The 15,389-nt window shown below is 64.2% G+C and carries 14 protein-coding genes; 5 read left to right on the top strand and 9 right to left on the bottom strand.

Features of this window, described 5'->3' with window-relative positions; all coding sequences use genetic code 11:
- Positions 1 to 7 precede the first annotated feature (7 nt).
- The gene (locus ACLGL5_RS26110; protein ID WP_069092342.1) at positions 8 to 1,426 is read left to right on the top strand and encodes an aminotransferase-like domain-containing protein; all 1,419 of its coding nucleotides are present in this window, start codon (positions 8 to 10) and stop codon (positions 1,424 to 1,426) included.
- A gap of 2 nt (positions 1,427 to 1,428) precedes the next feature.
- Here ACLGL5_RS26110 and ACLGL5_RS26115 read toward each other — a convergent pair whose 3' ends face one another.
- Complete coding sequence (locus ACLGL5_RS26115; protein ID WP_069092343.1) at positions 1,429 to 2,319, bottom strand: LysR family transcriptional regulator; 891 nt, start codon at positions 2,317 to 2,319, stop codon at positions 1,429 to 1,431.
- Positions 2,320 to 2,447: 128 nt separating this feature from the next.
- Between ACLGL5_RS26115 and ACLGL5_RS26120 the strand changes: the two genes are divergently transcribed.
- Complete coding sequence (locus ACLGL5_RS26120; protein WP_069092344.1) at positions 2,448 to 3,893, top strand: MFS transporter; 1,446 nt, start codon at positions 2,448 to 2,450, stop codon at positions 3,891 to 3,893.
- 240 nt (positions 3,894 to 4,133) lie between these two features.
- Positions 4,134 to 5,336, top strand: a complete 1,203-nt coding sequence (gene cml, locus ACLGL5_RS26125; RefSeq protein WP_069092345.1) for a CmlA/FloR family chloramphenicol efflux MFS transporter — start codon at positions 4,134 to 4,136, stop codon at positions 5,334 to 5,336.
- Between the two features lie 26 nt (positions 5,337 to 5,362).
- Here the strand turns inward: cml and ACLGL5_RS26130 are convergent, their stop codons facing one another.
- From ACLGL5_RS26130 to ACLGL5_RS26140, 3 genes are all read right to left on the bottom strand, one after another.
- Positions 5,363 to 5,860, bottom strand: a complete 498-nt coding sequence (locus ACLGL5_RS26130; protein ID WP_019858617.1) for a MaoC family dehydratase — start codon at positions 5,858 to 5,860, stop codon at positions 5,363 to 5,365.
- Positions 5,861 to 6,118: 258 nt separating this feature from the next.
- On the bottom strand, positions 6,119 to 6,547 hold the full coding sequence (locus tag ACLGL5_RS26135) for a phasin family protein (RefSeq protein WP_069092346.1): 429 nt from the start codon (positions 6,545 to 6,547) through the stop codon (positions 6,119 to 6,121).
- Between the two features lie 100 nt (positions 6,548 to 6,647).
- Complete coding sequence (locus ACLGL5_RS26140; protein WP_019858620.1) at positions 6,648 to 7,943, bottom strand: DUF445 domain-containing protein; 1,296 nt, start codon at positions 7,941 to 7,943, stop codon at positions 6,648 to 6,650.
- 310 nt (positions 7,944 to 8,253) lie between these two features.
- Between ACLGL5_RS26140 and rirA the strand changes: the two genes are divergently transcribed.
- The gene (gene rirA, locus ACLGL5_RS26145; protein ID WP_069092347.1) at positions 8,254 to 8,715 is read left to right on the top strand and encodes an iron-responsive transcriptional regulator RirA; all 462 of its coding nucleotides are present in this window, start codon (positions 8,254 to 8,256) and stop codon (positions 8,713 to 8,715) included.
- Between the two features lie 154 nt (positions 8,716 to 8,869).
- Here rirA and ACLGL5_RS26150 read toward each other — a convergent pair whose 3' ends face one another.
- The 5 genes from ACLGL5_RS26150 to hemP are packed head-to-tail and all read right to left on the bottom strand — an operon-like array spanning position 8,870 to position 12,997.
- On the bottom strand, positions 8,870 to 9,661 hold the full coding sequence (locus tag ACLGL5_RS26150; RefSeq protein WP_019858623.1) for a heme ABC transporter ATP-binding protein: 792 nt from the start codon (positions 9,659 to 9,661) through the stop codon (positions 8,870 to 8,872).
- 16 nt (positions 9,662 to 9,677) lie between these two features.
- Positions 9,678 to 10,781, bottom strand: a complete 1,104-nt coding sequence (locus ACLGL5_RS26155) for a FecCD family ABC transporter permease (RefSeq protein WP_069092348.1) — start codon at positions 10,779 to 10,781, stop codon at positions 9,678 to 9,680.
- 11 nt (positions 10,782 to 10,792) lie between these two features.
- A complete protein-coding gene (locus tag ACLGL5_RS26160) occupies positions 10,793 to 11,695 on the bottom strand; it encodes a heme/hemin ABC transporter substrate-binding protein (RefSeq protein ID WP_069092349.1) in 903 nt (300 codons plus the stop codon).
- Between the two features lie 11 nt (positions 11,696 to 11,706).
- Positions 11,707 to 12,768 (bottom strand): hemin-degrading factor, encoded by a 1,062-nt coding sequence (locus ACLGL5_RS26165; protein ID WP_069092350.1) that lies wholly within the window; start codon positions 12,766 to 12,768, stop codon positions 11,707 to 11,709.
- 22 nt (positions 12,769 to 12,790) lie between these two features.
- The gene (gene hemP / locus ACLGL5_RS26170; RefSeq protein WP_038647321.1) at positions 12,791 to 12,997 is read right to left on the bottom strand and encodes a hemin uptake protein HemP; all 207 of its coding nucleotides are present in this window, start codon (positions 12,995 to 12,997) and stop codon (positions 12,791 to 12,793) included.
- A 200-nt stretch (positions 12,998 to 13,197) separates the two neighbouring features.
- Between hemP and ACLGL5_RS26175 the strand changes: the two genes are divergently transcribed.
- The gene (locus ACLGL5_RS26175) at positions 13,198 to 15,387 is read left to right on the top strand and encodes a TonB-dependent hemoglobin/transferrin/lactoferrin family receptor (protein ID WP_494372797.1); all 2,190 of its coding nucleotides are present in this window, start codon (positions 13,198 to 13,200) and stop codon (positions 15,385 to 15,387) included.
- The last annotated feature ends 2 nt before the right edge of the window (positions 15,388 to 15,389 follow it).

A 15,389-nucleotide genomic window follows, 5' to 3' on the forward strand; every position in this document is an offset into this window, starting at 1 on the left:
AGTACAGATGACTGGCCTCGCCTTGGAAACTGATGGCGCGCGAACCCTGGGTACCCCCACTCTGGTCGAAAGCGTCATGGCGACCATTCGCCAGCGGATTGCCGCGCGCAGCCTGACACCGGGAGCCCGGTTGCCGTCGATCCGCGCCTTCGCCCAATCCATGCAGGTGTCCAAATCCACCGTGGTCGAAGCCTATGAGCGGCTCGTCGCCGAGGGCACGATCCGCTCCCGGCGGGGCTCGGGTTTCTATGCCGCCGGCTCGCTGGCGCCGCTGTCGCTGGCCGAGATCGGTCCCCGGCTCGACCGTGCCGTCGATCCGCTCTGGGTATCGCGCCAGTCGCTGGATGCCGGCGACGAGGTGTTGAAACCCGGCTGCGGCTGGCTGCCGGCCTCCTGGATGCCGCAGGCCGCGCTGCGGCGGGCACTGCGCACGGCAGCGCGCGCCGACGATGCCGCGCTTGCCGATTACGGCACGCCGCTTGGCCTGCCGCCGCTGCGGCAACTCTTGGCGCGGCGCATGGCCGGGCATGGCATCGAAGTCTCGCCTGAACAGATCATGCTGACGGACTCGGGCACGCAGGCCATCGACCTGTTGTGCCGGCTCCTGATCGAGCCCGGCGACACGGTGCTGGTCGACGACCCCTGCTATTTCAATTTCCACGCTTTGCTGCGCGCCCACCGCGCCAAGGTGGTCAGCGTTCCCTACACACCGTCTGGGCCAGATATCGAACTGTTCGCGCATGCGCTCGCCGAGCATCGGCCGCGCCTCTACATCACCAACGCCGCGATCCACAACCCGACCGGGGCGATCCTGTCGCCGGTCACCGCGCACCGCTTGCTGAAGCTCGCCGACCAGTCGGACCTGACCATTGTCGAGGACGACATCTTCGCCGATTTCGAACATGCCCCTGCCCCGAGGCTGGCGGCCTTCGATGGCCTGAACCGCGTCGTCCAGATCGGCAGTTTTACCAAGACGCTGTCGGCGTCGGTGCGCTGCGGCTTCATCGCAGCGCCCCGCGACTGGATCGAGGGCCTGACCGACCTCAAAATCGCCACGACCTTCGGCGGCGGACGGCTGGCCGCCGAACTGGTCCTGATGCTGCTGAAGGATGGCAGCTACCGCAAGCACATGGATCTGCTGCGCGCCAGGCTCGCGCGCGCCATGGCCGAGACCGTCGCCCGGCTGAGGGCGATCGGCATCACGCCGTGGATCGACCAGCCGGCCGGTCTGTTCCTGTGGTGCGGCCTGCCCGACGGCGTTGACGCGGCCGAAGTCGCACGCCGGGCGCTCAGCGACAATGTCGTGCTGGCGCCCGGCAACGCGTTCAGCCTGTCGCGGACGGCCAGCCGTTTCCTGCGCTTCAACGTCGCCCAGTGCGAAGATCAGCGGATCTTCAAGGTGCTCGAGGCGGCAATGGCGCGCTGATCTCAGCGACTTGCACAGACCTCCCGCACGCAGTCACGCAACCAACGTTGCGCCGGGTCGGCATCGAGGCGCGGATGCCAGAGCATCGAAATGGTGACTTCCACCGTAGTGACCGGCAGCGGAAAACTGTGCATGCCGGCGCGCGCGCCGGCCGTGTGCCGCTCGGGCACGCTGGCGATCAGTTCCGAAGCGCGCGCCATGGCGAGCGCGGCCGAGAAACCCGAGACCATGCACACCACCGTCCGCTGCAGGCCAAGCCCGCCCAGCGCCTCGTCGATCGGTCCCTTCTCGCGGCCGCGCCGCGAAACACTGATGTGCCGGCCCGCCGCATAGCGCTCGGGCGTCACAATGCCCTCAATCAGCGGATGGCCTGATCGGACAGCGCCGATGAAGCGGTCGCGAAACAGCGCCTGGATGCGCACTTCGGGTCCGGTTTCGCCGGCGACGCCGATTTCCAGGTCGATCGCCGCCTCGCGCAGCGACATCACATCCTTGTCAGACTTCGGCGCGAAACGCAGCCGCACGCCAGGCGCTTCGGCCCCGATGCGGGCGACAAGGCGAGGCCCGAACTCCTCGACGAACCCGTCGTTGGTGCGCAGCGTGAACACCCTGTCCAGGCTTGAAAGATCAAGCAATTCGGCTGGGCGCAGCAGCGCCTCCGCGTCCTGGACGACAGGACCGACTTGGCGGCGCAACTCCTCCGCGCGCGGCGTCGCCACCAGGCCGCGCCCGGCTCGCACCAGCAGAGGATCGCCCGTTGCCTGGCGCAGTCGCGCCAGCGTCCGGCTCATCGCCGAGGGGCTGAGCCGCAGACGGCGTGCCGCGCGGGCCACGCTGCCTTCCGCCAGCAGCACGTCGAGAGCAAAGAGCAGATTGAGATCGGGCGTCGTCATTTGCGGATCGTAGCATGATGTGGCGTCTCATGCACTGATATGATGCAAATGCTGCGCCTTCCGCCATATCACCTGCGAGACTAGATCACCATTGGCTCCGCTTTCGGAGCGAACGGAAAGGAGATCGCATGGCAGTCGCCGCGCAAAATCAGGTTGGACTGGTGTCCGCTCCGCAACAGAATCAATCGACCGCCTGGGCGCTGGCAAGCCTGTCGCTCGCCACGCTGCTGTCGTCGCTGGGAACCAGCATTGCCAGCGTCGGGCTGCCCTCGCTGATGCAGACGTTCGGAGCGTCGTTCCAGGCCGTGCAATGGGTGGTTCTGGCCTATCTCCTCGCCATCACCACGTTGATCGTCAGCGCCGGGCGGCTGGCTGACATGTTCGGGCGCCGGCCGTTGCTGCTCGGCGGCATCGCGCTGTTCACATCGGCATCGGTGCTCTGCGGCCTGGCGCCGACGCTTTGGCTGCTGATCGCCGCACGGGCCGCGCAGGGGCTGGGCGCGGCGCTGATGATGGCGCTGACGCTGGCCTTTGTCGCGGAGACGGTGAGCAAAGAGCGGACCGGCAGCGCCATGGGCCTGCTCGGCGCCATGTCGGCGATCGGCACGACGCTCGGCCCTTCGCTCGGCGGCCTGCTGATCGCCGGCCTCGGCTGGCGCGCGATTTTCCTGGTCAATGTACCGCTGGGCCTGCTGACCTTCGCCCTCGCCTGGCGTGCCTTGCCAGCCGGCAACAAGAACGCGCAGGCCGCTCAAGGCAAGTTCGATGCGATGGGCACTGTCCTGTTGGCGCTGACGCTGGCCGCCTATGCATTGGCCATGACGCTTGGCCGGGGCCATTTCGGTGCGCTCAACATCGGCCTGCTGGCCGCTACCGCTCTCGGCATCGGTCTGTTCGCCATCGCCCAGAAACGGGTGAAGAACCCATTGGTCCAACTCGCCAGCTTCCGGGATCAGCGGCTCAGCGCCAGCCTGGTCATGAGCCTGATCGTCGCCACGGTGATGATGGCGACCCTAGTGGTCGCTCCCTTCTATCTGTCGCGTGGGTTGGGACTCGATGCCGCGATGGTCGGCGTGGTGCTTTCGACCGGGCCGCTTGTCTCGGCCCTGTCGGCGCTGCTGGCCGGGCGGCTCTCCGATCGCTTTGGAGCCCACAGGATGATGGTTGCAGGCTTGCTCAGCCTCACCACGGGCACATTCCTCCTGTCGCTTGCGCTGACCGGACTCGGCATTGCCAGCTATGTCGTTCCCATCACTGTCACCTGCTTCGGCTACGCCCTGTTCCAGACTTCCAACAATGCGGCCGTCATGAGCGGTGTCGGCGCCGGCGAACGCGGTGTCATATCCGGCCTGCTCAATTTGTCGCGCAATCTCGGCCTCGTCACCGGCGCATCCCTGATGGGCGCCATCTTCGCGGCTGCGTCGGCCGATGGTCAGAACGTTCTTAGCTCCGCCTCGGCTGCCCGGGGCATGCAAGTCACTTTTGAGACGGCAACGGCCATGGCGCTGGCAGCACTGCTGCTCGCCCTGTTCTCGCTGCGCTTTGCTGGACGGACACAGCCCAGGATTGCCTGACCCGTTGGGCGCTTTCGGTACTGCCGAAGGTTGCCGGGCCGAACCCGGGCTGCTACTGAACGGCGCGCAGGCGAACGCCTGCAATGTCAATTTCGGGGCAGCGGTATGGGAACCACCAAGTCAGCAGACAAGTAAGCCGCGACAACATCTCGTTGTTGCGGCCTTCTGCCCCGTCAAACCAGACCATCCATGAAACAGCAGATCGCCGCCAAATCTCACCATTTGTGCGGATGCCCAATCATGCCTTTTCCAAGACGCCCTATATGGGCCTATTCCTTGCCGTCGGCGCTGCTGCTGATGGCGCCTTTCGATATCCTGGCCTCGCTGGCCATGGACATCTACCTGCCGGTGGTTCCGCTGATGCCGGAAGCTCTCGGCACGTCGCCTTCGGTCATCCAGCTGACGCTCAGCCTCTACATGGTCACCCTTGGCCTCGGCCAAATCGTGTTCGGGCCGATCTCCGACCGGATCGGTAGGCGCCCTGTCCTGCTCGGCGGGGGGCTGCTGTTCGCAGCCGCCTCCATCGCGCTCGCCGGCACGTCGTCCGCCACAGTCTTCCTCGCACTGCGCATCGTGCAGGCCTTGGGCGCGTCCGCTGTTCTGGTCGCGACCTTCGCCACGGTGCGCGATGTCTACGCAGGGCGGCCCGAAGGCGCGGTCATCTATGGCCTGTTCAGCGCAATGCTGGCCTTCGTGCCCGCATTGGGGCCAATCGCCGGCGCACTGATCGCCAAGGGCTTCGGCTGGCGTGCGCTCTTCGTCACGCTCTGCATCCTGGCCGTTACCGCCACGCTCAATGCATGGCTGCGCTGGCACGAAACGCGGCCGCAGAATGGCTCCGGACCGCGCCCTGCCTTCGGTCCGATCCTGCGCAGCTTCGCCTTCTGGACCTATACGCTTGGTTTCGCCGCGGCGATGGGCACGTTCTTCGTGTTCTTCTCGACGGCGCCGCGCGTGCTCATCGATCGTGCCGGCTTTACGCACGTCGGCTTCAGCCTCGCCTTTGCCACGGCGGCACTGGTGATGATCGCAATCACGCGATTTGCCAGGCCGTTCATCGCGCGCTGGGGCACGGCCGGCAGCCTGGCGCGCGGCATGGCGATGCTGCTTGTCGGCGCGTCGATGCTGGCGATCGGACAGGTGCTGGCCGCACCGTCCTTCGCCACCTTCGTCCTGCCGATGTGGGTGATGGCGGTGGGCATCGTCCTTGCTGGGTCGGTCACCGCCAACGGCGCGCTTGCAGCGTTCGGCGATGTCGCGGGGACGGCGGTCGCGCTCTACTTCTGCGCCCAAAGCCTGATCGTCGGCATAGCCGGCACGGTCTTCGTCATCCTCTTGGGAGGCGACACCGCATGGCCGTTGGCTGGCTACGCCACGGTGCTCGCGGCAACGACACTATATGCGTTGAGGCGTCTGCAGAACCGGCAAGGAGCGGCCACCTGAAAAATCGCAGGGGCCTAGGCGAACGCTCAGGCCCCTGCCCGTTTGCGGCGCTCATACAGCATGACCAGCGTTTCCGCCGTCAGCGCCGGCTTTTCCTCGCCTTCGATCTCGACCGTGTTGGCTGCCTTCATCAGATATTGGCCAGGCCCCCTGTCTTCCATGGAAAGCAGGACCGTACGCAGCCTGATGCGGGCGCCGACCCTCACGGGCGCCAGGAAACGCACCTTGTCGAAGCCATAGTTGAAGGCGGCCTGGGTGTTTTCCGGCACGATGCCCATGCCGAGCGCCAGCGCGCCGATGATCGACAGCGTCAGATAGCCATGCGCGATCGTGGTGCGGAACGGGCTTTGTCGCCGCGCGCGTTCAGGGTCGACATGGATCCATTGGTGGTCGCCGGTGCATTCGGCGAACTGGTTGATGCGGTCCTGATCGACCGTGGTCCATTCCGAGACGCCGAGCTCCTGCCCGGACATCGTTCTCAACTGCTCATAGGTCGGCGGCGTTTTAGGCCGTATTTCGTTCATTCCTGCTTTCCCGATCGCTTGCCGTGCCTCCGGACCACGAACGGATGGCCCCTGTCAATTCACCCCTTGTGAATCGGTTCCGTCGAACTCCGGCTGAACCGTGCCATGCCTTGCCGCGCAATGGCAGGCCGAATTCGGATTTTCGCACCTTCCAGGGGCGCCGACGCTTATAACGTGGCGCGAATGCAACTATGCGCAGGGTTGCGAAACTGCAAACCGGCATGTCCCGCCGAAGACGAAACGACAGGCCGCGGAAGCCTATTTCTGCCCGTAGCCGGCGCGGATTTCCTCCATCGCCTCCTTGATGCGTGCACGCAGGATTTCGATCGATTCGGTTCCGGATTTGCGAGCCAGTTCAGCCGCTTCACCGGCATTCTTAAGCGCCGCCTCGAACGATTTCCGGGCGAACTCCGTCTGCTTGGCCATCAGTTCCTGCGGATTGCCCGGCGCGCGGTAGCTCTGCGCCATGTCGGCGATTTCGCGCAGCGTGTCCTGCAGCAGTTCACGCTGCCTCGACAACAGCGAGGTCGCGCCGGCGGCGCCGGCTCGCGCCGATTTCTCCAACGCTTCGAGGTTCTTGCGGTGATGGGCAATTATCGCCTCGACATCCACATTGGGCACCTTCAGGTCGCGGCCGAACCTGCCGAACATGTCCATGAAGGAATCGGATTCCGGTTGTTTTGCCATGATGTCTCCCCTTAGCCGCAAATGCGGATACCCTCGCCGGGAGCATAGCACTCGGCTGCCGTGTGTCCATTTCGAAGACGGGCCTGACGATCAATGCGCATCAATTGACCGGGAGCAGCAGCTCGATCGTGTAGAGCACGATACCCGCCAGCCCGCCGATGATCATGCCGTTGAAGCGGATATATTGCAGGTCCCGGCCGATGTTCATCTCGATCAGCCGCGTCAGTTGCGCCAGGTCCCAGCGTTTGACCTGATCGGCGATGAATTTTGACACACCGCTCTTCTGGCTTTCGACGAAGGAGGCCAGCGCCACGACGAACCCCTGGTTCATGTCGGCCCGGATCTGCGCATCGCCGGCGAGATGGCGGCCGACCTCGACGAACATGTTGGCGAGATGCGCCCGGATCACCGAATTCGGCGCCTTGGCATCCTGCTCGATGAACAGGCTGAGGCTCTGCCACATGTCGCCGGCCAGCGCCCTGACTTCGGGTCGGGCGAGGAAATCATGCTTCATCTTCTCGGCACGCTTTGCATATTGCCTGGACGTCCGCAGTCGCTCGACGAAGCCTTGCGCAAAACGATCGAACTCGGCGCGCATCGGGTGGTCGGGATCGGCGCGCACCTCGTCGAGCAAGGAACCCGCCGAGGCGACGATCTTCTTCAGGAGATAGGCATCGGCCCTGAACAGGTTGAACAGCGACGGCAGCTCCTCGCGGATCTTCTCGCGCATCGTCGCCAGCGCCTGTTCGTCGTTGAGGAAGCGGCCGACCACCTTGATGAACTCGTCGAACAGTTTTTGATGACGGCGGTCATCGGTAAGCGCCGACAGCAGTTCCGCCGCCAGCGGCGCCAGCGGCACCTTTTCGATCTGCTCGAGCATGCGGCTGGTGACGAAGCCGCGCAGGCCGGACTGCTCGACCGCGGCAAGTGTCTGCGGCACCAGCCGAACGACGAAGCGCGACAGGCCGGCGGCGCGTTCGGCATCGGTCAGCCAATCGGCGACGAGTGCCGCAAAATCGACCTCGGCAAGCTTTTCCCGCACCGGCTCAGGCGCCAGGAAATTGGCCTCGATGAAGCGGCCGAGATTGTCGGCGATGCGATTCTGGTTTTCCGGGATGATGGCGGTATGCGGGATCGGCAGCCCGAGCGGGCGCCTGAACAACGCCACCACCGCATACCAGTCGGCAAGACCGCCAATGGTCGCCGCCTCGGCGAAGGCGGCGACGAACCCCAGCCACGGATAGGTGCTTTGGAACGACTTGGCCAAGGCGAACACCAGCACGCAAAGCCCCAGCGCCGCCGTGGCGATGAATTTGGTGCGGCGCAACGCCGAGAGCTTGACGGCCGCGTCAGCATCGAAACGGACAGGCGCCAGGGACGGAGCCGATTGTGACATGGATGAACTGCTCCTCGTCGATCTCAGGTCGACCTCAGGTCGACCTCTGGTCGATCTCGGGCCTATCTAGGGTTTCATCAGCCGGAATGCCCGTTGTGGCCGGTTTTCCCAGCGTTTTGCCGGGCTGCGCACATAAAGTTGACGAGAATATTCATCTATGATGCCCGGCTAGTCTGGAATTGTTCCAAGGTATAGGCCATATTCGGATCGAGGCCAGCGCGGCGAATCCGAAACTCCGGAATCAAAGCCGCGGCGGCGAAGTTCAGGAATCCGGCGTGGTTGCACCGCGCCGGCGCGTAGTGAGGACGAAATGCGGCTTACACGCCAGACCAATTATGCCATGCGCATCCTGATGTACTGTGCCGCCAACAATGACCAGTTGAGCCGCATTCCCGAAATCGCGACGGCCTATTCGGTGTCGGAACTGTTCCTGTTCAAGATCCTGCAGCCGCTGGTCGAGAACGGACTGGTCGAGACGGTGCGCGGCCGGAATGGCGGCGTCAGGCTTGGCCGCGCGGCTGAGGCGATCAGCCTCTTCGACGTCGTGCGCGTTACCGAGGAAAGCTTCGCCATGGCCGAATGCTTCGAGAACGATGCCGCCGAATGCCCGCTGGTCGACAGCTGCGCGCTGAATTCGGCGCTGCGCGAGGCCCTCAACGCCTTCTTCGCCGTGCTCGCCCGCTACACGATCGCCGACATGGTGGCGGCAAGGCCGAACGTGCGCAACCTGCTCGGCATCGACATGCTGGAGCGCCGCGCCCCGGCCGCGTGAGCAAGTCTCCCCGCGTCTGGGTAGGTCTGTTGAGATTCAGGTCAGGCCGAGTCGAGAATGGCGAGTTCCGAGAACCGGAACGGAGCGTACTTTCGGGTACGTGAGTACCGGAAGCGCAGGAAACCGCCATTCGCAGGCCGGCCTCACCTGAATATCAATAGACCGACGATTGCGGCAACACGAACGGCATGTTGCCGGCCGGCAGCACGCCGACCCTGAGCCGGCAATCGAACACTTTTTCGATCAGATCATCACTCAACACGTCCTGTGGCGAACCGGCGGCCGCGAGCCGGCCGCGATGCATGACGAAGATCCGGTCGGCATACATGGAAGTCAGATTGAGGTCGTGCAGAATGGCGACCACGCCGCCGCCCCTTTTGGCGAAATCACGGGCAATATTCATGATGACCAGCTGGTGCTTGATGTCGAGGCTGGAAACCGGCTCGTCGAGGAACAGGTAGCGCGGCTTGCCGTCGAGCACCGGCGCCCAGACCTGGCACAGCACGCGCGCAAGCTGGACGCGCTGCTGCTCGCCGCCCGAAAGCTCCTGATAGAAACGTCCTGCAAAACCGTCGAGGTCGACACGCGCCAGCGCCCGCTCCGGCAGCCGCGCATCCTCGCCCGGCAAGGCGCCGGAGCGCCCGCCGACAAGGCCAAGCTTGACCACCTCGCGCACGGTGAACGGGAAAGACAGCGTCGTCGCCTGCGGCAGCACCGCGCGATGCACCGCCATCTCGGCCGGCCTCATCGACGAAAGGTTATGGCCGTCGAGCGCGATGCGCCCGGTGTAGGCGAACTCGCCCGACAAAGCCTTCAGGAAGGTCGTCTTGCCCGAACCGTTAGGACCGACGATGGCCGCGACTTCGCCGGGCCGTGCGTCGAAATCGACACCGCCGACGATGCGCTTGCCGGCGATATCGACGGAAACATCCCTTGCCTCGATCATCAACGCCTCATAGGTCTCAGAGATCGACCACGCCGCGCTTGCGCAGCAGGATCCACAGGAAGAACGGCGCGCCCGCGATCGCGGTGACGATGCCGATCGGCAATTCGGCCGGCGACACGACGGTGCGCGCGACGGCATCGGCCAACAGCAGCAGCGAGGCGCCAAGCAGCGCCGAAGCCGGCAAGATATAGCGATTGTCCGGACCGATCAGCAGGCGCAGCAGATGCGGCACGACGATGCCGACGAAGCCGATGCCGCCGCTGACGGCGACGGAGGCGCCGACCGCCGCCGAGACACCGATGATCGCCGTGTATTTCAGCCGCTGTACCGGTATGCCGAGATGGCCGGCGGTCGCCTCGCCCAACGCCAGCGCGTTGAGGCCGCCCGCCAGGAAAGGCATCGCCGCCAGCGCCAGTATGATAACCGGCCCGACGGAACCGATCTTCGCCCATGTCGCGCCACCGAGCGATCCGAGTGACCAGAACGTCAGGTCGCGCAGCTGGCGATCGTCCGCCATGAAGATGAGGATGCCGGTCAACGCCATGGCAAAGGCTGCCAGCGCGATGCCGGCAAGCAGCATGGTGGCGACCGAGGTTTGGCCACGTCGCGTCGCGACCTGATAAAGCACCAGTGTCGAGGCAAGGCCCCCGAAGAAGGCCGCCAACGGCAGCGCAAGCGTGCCGAGCAAGGCCATCACCGGCGCCAGCACCGTGGTGCCGAGCACGATGATGGCCACCGCGCCGAGGCTGGAGCCGGCGGAAACGCCGATCAGGCCGGGATCGGCCAGCGGATTGCGGAACAGCCCCTGCATGACGGCGCCCGAGACCGCGAGCGCCGCGCCGACCAGCATGCCGAGAATGATGCGCGGCAAACGGATGTCGTAAATGATCAGACTGTCGCGCGCACTCAGCGCCGCATCGCTCGGGATGCCCCCAAGAAGCCAGCCCCTGAGGACGCTGACGGCCGAAGCATCCGATGCCCCTGACGTGAGCGACAAAAGCATGGCGGCCGCGAGCCCGAGGCACAGCAACAGGATGACGATGCGGGCGCGGCCGGAGCGGTCACCTTCGGATGCATTCGCCATGACCTTCACCGGGCCGGCGATCGATTGATCGACCATGATCTGCCCGCTCAGTCCGTGACTTCAGCGCCATAGAGCGAGACGGCGAGGTCGTGAATGGCGTCGGCCGTGCGTGGCCCGAAGCCGAGCAGATAGCCGCCATCGATGCGGATCAGCTTGCGCGCGGTTCCGGCCGGCGTCGAGGCGATCGACGGGTTGCCGAACAATTCGTCGTCCGACACCGGCGGCCCGGCATTGCTCATCATCAGGATCACGTCGGGCCTGGCGGTGATGATTGCCTCGTCGGACATCTGCTTGTAGCCGGAGAAACCGTCGACGGCGTTGACTCCGCCCGCCAGCTTGACCATGCCGTCGGCCGCGGTTTCGCTGCCGGCCGCCAGGATCTTGCCGCCCTGTACCGACAGCACGAACAGAATGCGCTTGCGCTCCTTGATCGACGCCGTCTGCTTTTCGGCTGATATCAGCTTGGCATCGAGTTCCTTGGCCAGCACCTCGGCCTTGGCATCGACGCCAAGCGCCTTGCCGACGATGCGGACCTTCTCGAGGATGCCGTCGTGGCTATAATGTTCAGGCACCTCGATGAAGGGGATGCTGGCCTTCTTCAGCACGTCGACGGCTTCCTTGGGGCCACTGCCGTGCAGCGCCAGGATGCCGGTCGGATTGACCGACAGCACGCCTTCCGGCGACAGCGCGCGCATATAGCCGACATCGGGCAAGGCGAGCGCCGCTTTCGGATAATTGCTGGTGGAATCGCGCGCCACCAGATGTTTCTCCTCGCCAAGCGCATAGACGATTTCGGTGATCGAACCGCCTATGGCGGCGATCTTCGACGGATCGGAGAAGACCGAGACGCCCTCGGCGGCGCCGGCCGGCTGCAGCGCGGCAACGGAAAGGCCGACGATCGGCGCAAGCATCGATCGGCGCATCGCCGGCAGGGTCGGGAAAAACCGCATCACCCTGTTCCTCACGCTGCCGTCGGGCTCGGAATACGCGGCAGGTTCTCGGCCAGGAACCGCCAATCGTCGCGCTCGCTTTCGCCTTCATGGCGCTTGCCGAAGAACTGGATAATCATCTCGCCTTCGGCGCCAAAGACCTCGAGCGATGTGACATGGCCATCCTTGGTCGGCTTGCGCACCGCCCAGACTTCATGGATGTGGTCGGTGCGCAAATGCAGGTGGAAGGTTTCATCCAGCACATTGATCCACGGCCCCATCGGCTTGATCGACTTGACCGGTCCGGAATGGATCTGGATGCAGCCGCGGTTGCCGACGAAGCACATGATCGGCAGCTCGCCTTCGGCGGCGTGATGAAACATGGCGCGGACCGCGTCATTGTCGAGCAGCCAGGCATAGTCCGTTCCGATCATGCGCACCGCCTGACGGCGGCTGAGCTTGAGCGTTTTCAGCATGCCGAAGAACTGGTGCACGTCGGTCAGCCGGCTCCAGCGGTCGCGCAGATCGTCAAGGTTGGCGGTCGTCGCCGTGGCCTCGCCCTCATTATCGGAGGCATGCCCGGAGATGGCGATCGTCGGTTCCTGGTTGGACGATTCCAGCGAAGCGACCAGCTTCTGGTAGGCATAGAGGCTGGAGGCCGGCCGCAGATGCACCTTGTGCACCGCCTCGCCCGCCCCGTCGAAGAACTGCAGGCTGCGGCGGATCTCGTCGCCGTCGCGCTTCTCCACGGCAAAGCCATGCGCCCAGACCTTCGGGAAGATGCGCAGGTCGATATTCTCGCCAAGCACCATGGCATTGTGGTTGCCAGCAACGACCTTGTCGTAGACGCCAATCTTTTCGTGAACGGCGCTTTCGTTGCGGGTCAGCGCCATCACCTCGCCGACCGCCTCGAGCCCGGTCAAGAGGTCGTTGACGCGCGGTTCGATGCGAACGACGCCGTCGCCGCAATGCGCGGCGACCAACTCGGCTTCCGAAATGCCGAGTTGGGCGGCCAGGTCACGCTCCCGCGATTTCGGATCTTCTGTCCGTGCCCGCCGGATTTCATGCGGGGCGGGTTTTACGCGCTGGTCCATGTCTTACCCCTACTGCCTTGCCTTACTTGTTGAGAATGAGCTTGCCCTGCCGGGTGATCTTCAGCCGGTAGAGTGCGCCATGATGCTCGATGCCGATCTCGTGCTCGCCCTGGAACAGCGTGTTGCTGGAGAGCGTTCGCACCGCCAGCGGGATCCGATCGAAGCGGCTGGAGGCATCATCGGAACGGCGGACGCGATAGCGAAAATCGTTGGGATTGTGCGTGTTCATCTGGGTCGATCCCTTTCCTGTGCCGGGCACCTGGCTAGGCGTTGCGAAATTGCCGATTCATTTCTTGACTTGAATAATCATGTTTACTAGTCAGTGCAATACCGGAGTAAACGAGTCAACATTTAAGACGCCGGACACGATGAAAAATGCCAGCGAGCCCCAGGCCAGCCAGCACGAAACCTGGAATCTGGAGTTGGGGCATGGGGTTTTTGAACTGGGAACTGCGCGGCCGGTCGGCGGCGAACGGTGTGGCGGCCTTGTTGGCGAGCGTGGCGGCGATCGCCCTATCGGCACCATCGGCGCATGCACAACAGGCAACGCAGCCGGCGGGCAAGCAGACGGATCAGTCGCAGCAGGCTGACCAGGAAAAAGCTGCCCCTGCGGGCGCAACGCTGCTCGACAAGATTTTGGTTATCAGCCGCACCGGCGAAACGGCGATCGAATCACTGGCCTCGGCCAGCCATGTCGACCAGGAGCAACTCGCCCGCCGCATGGCGACGACGCCGAATGAGATGCTGCTGGGTGTGCCCGGTGTCGCGACACAGGCCGACGCCAGACGCGTCAGCACCAGTATCAACATTCGCGGCCTCCAGGATTTCGGCCGCGTCGCGGTCATCGTCGATGGCGCACGCCAGGATTTCCAGCGTTCGGACCATGGCACCCAGTCGACCTTCTACATCGACCCCGAACTCGTCAAATCCGTCGATGTGATCCGTGGTCCGGTCGCCAACACCTATGGTTCGGGCGCCATCGGCGGCGTCATCTTCTTCGACACCAAGGACGCCGCGGACTTCCTCAAGCCGGAGGAAACATGGGGGGCTTTGGTAACCGGACGCTATGAGAGCAACGGCAAGGGCTGGACCACCAGCGCCACCGGCGCCTACCGTTTCAACGAGAACTGGGACACACTCGGCAACATCGTCTACCGCAACTACGACAACTACAAGGATGGCGGCGGCGACACCGTCAACGGCACCGGCTTCGACGTGCTGAGCGGCCTGCTCAAGACCAGCATCCGGCCGACCGAAAACAGCGAGTTGAAGCTGGGCTGGGTCGGCTCAAGCGACGGCTGGGACGAAACCAGCGGCGGCGTGCCGGTCAACGACGTCGACCTGAAGTCGAACACGTTCACCGCCCGTTACAACATCACGGACGAGGACAAGAGCTGGCTCGATCTCCACATCAACACCTCGTACAACAAGACCAATCTCGACCTGACCAGCCTTGTCCCGCAAAAACGGTTTGATCCCATAACGGGTCTTCCCACTGTCCTGCCGGCGGGGTCGCAATCGACTTTCGACGTCGGCACCACGGGTATCGACATCTGGAACACATCGCGCTTCGAAACAGGTGGCATCGCCCACGAATTGACCTATGGCGGCGACTGGGTCGGCGACGATGTGAAGACGGGCGGTACGGCCGGCGGCGACAGTTTCTACACGCCTTCGGGCAAGCGCAACGTGTCCGGCGCCTATGTCCAGGACAAGCTCACCTGGGACTGGCTCGAAGTCATCGCCGGACTGCGCTACGACAATTACAGCCTGAAGGACAGCACGCGTGAAACCTCGGGCGACCGGCTGTCGCCGCGCATCACCGTCGGCGTCTCGCCGTTCGAAAGCGCCGGCCTTGCCGGCCTGCAATTCTACGGCACCTACGCCGAAGGCTATCGGTCGCCGTCGCTGACGGAGACGCTGATCAGCGGCAACCACCCGGCGGGCGTCACCTTCCCGTTCCTGCCCAATCCCAATCTGCGGCCTGAGACCGGCAAGACGACGGAATTCGGCATCAACTACAGGCAGAACGACATCTTCGAACCCGGCGACGCGCTTCGCGTCAAGGCGGCCTACTTCCACAACAATGTCGATGACTATATCGATGGCGTGACCCTGTCGCCGTTCGCTCCAGGCAGCGGCTGCCCGTTCGGACCCGGCATTCCGATCTGCTTCCAGTATCAGAATTTCGCCCAGGCCAAGATCGACGGCTTTGAGCTGGAAGGCGTCTACGACGCCGGATGGGGCTATGCCGGGCTTTCGGCCTCGATCACCAATGGCCACACCATTTCCTACAAGGGTGTGGAAGCCGATCTCGCCACCATCCCTTCCTCCCAGGTCACCGCCCAGCTCGGGCTGCGCTTCCTTGAGGACAAGCTGACCGTTGGTGGTGAGGTTCAGTACAATGGCAAACCAAAGGGCAATGCGGTGGCCGAGGACTACACGCTGGTCAATGCCTTCGCCACCTACCAGGCGACAGACAATCTGAAGGTCGATTTCCGCGCCGACAATCTATTCGACGTCAAATACGCCAACCCGCTGAACGGCAGCACGACAGTCGCGGTCTATGAGCCGGGCATAACGCTGAAACTGGCGGCAACAATGCGATTTGGAGGCTGATG

The sequence above is a fragment of the Mesorhizobium sp. U510 genome, from assembly GCF_059180695.1.

Excerpts from the sequence above, each read along its gene's own strand:
- rirA (WP_069092347.1), top strand. The coding sequence starts at position 8,254 with ATGCGGCTTACACGCCAGACCAATTATGCCATGCGCATCCTGATGTAC.
- ACLGL5_RS26135 (WP_069092346.1), bottom strand. The coding sequence starts at position 6,547 with ATGGCAAAACAACCGGAATCCGATTCCTTCATGGACATGTTCGGCAGG.
- ACLGL5_RS26160 (WP_069092349.1), bottom strand. The coding sequence starts at position 11,695 with ATGCGGTTTTTCCCGACCCTGCCGGCGATGCGCCGATCGATGCTTGCG.
- hemP (WP_038647321.1), bottom strand. The coding sequence starts at position 12,997 with ATGAACACGCACAATCCCAACGATTTTCGCTATCGCGTCCGCCGTTCC.
- ACLGL5_RS26165 (WP_069092350.1), bottom strand. The coding sequence starts at position 12,768 with ATGGACCAGCGCGTAAAACCCGCCCCGCATGAAATCCGGCGGGCACGG.
- ACLGL5_RS26110 (WP_069092342.1), top strand. The coding sequence starts at position 8 with ATGACTGGCCTCGCCTTGGAAACTGATGGCGCGCGAACCCTGGGTACC.
- ACLGL5_RS26115 (WP_069092343.1), bottom strand. The coding sequence starts at position 2,319 with ATGACGACGCCCGATCTCAATCTGCTCTTTGCTCTCGACGTGCTGCTG.
- ACLGL5_RS26155 (WP_069092348.1), bottom strand. The coding sequence starts at position 10,781 with ATGGTCGATCAATCGATCGCCGGCCCGGTGAAGGTCATGGCGAATGCA.
- ACLGL5_RS26140 (WP_019858620.1), bottom strand. The coding sequence starts at position 7,943 with ATGTCACAATCGGCTCCGTCCCTGGCGCCTGTCCGTTTCGATGCTGAC.
- cml (WP_069092345.1), top strand. The coding sequence starts at position 4,134 with ATGCCTTTTCCAAGACGCCCTATATGGGCCTATTCCTTGCCGTCGGCG.
- ACLGL5_RS26130 (WP_019858617.1), bottom strand. The coding sequence starts at position 5,860 with ATGAACGAAATACGGCCTAAAACGCCGCCGACCTATGAGCAGTTGAGA.
- ACLGL5_RS26120 (WP_069092344.1), top strand. The coding sequence starts at position 2,448 with ATGGCAGTCGCCGCGCAAAATCAGGTTGGACTGGTGTCCGCTCCGCAA.
- ACLGL5_RS26150 (WP_019858623.1), bottom strand. The coding sequence starts at position 9,661 with ATGATCGAGGCAAGGGATGTTTCCGTCGATATCGCCGGCAAGCGCATC.
- ACLGL5_RS26175 (WP_494372797.1), top strand. The coding sequence starts at position 13,198 with ATGGGGTTTTTGAACTGGGAACTGCGCGGCCGGTCGGCGGCGAACGGT.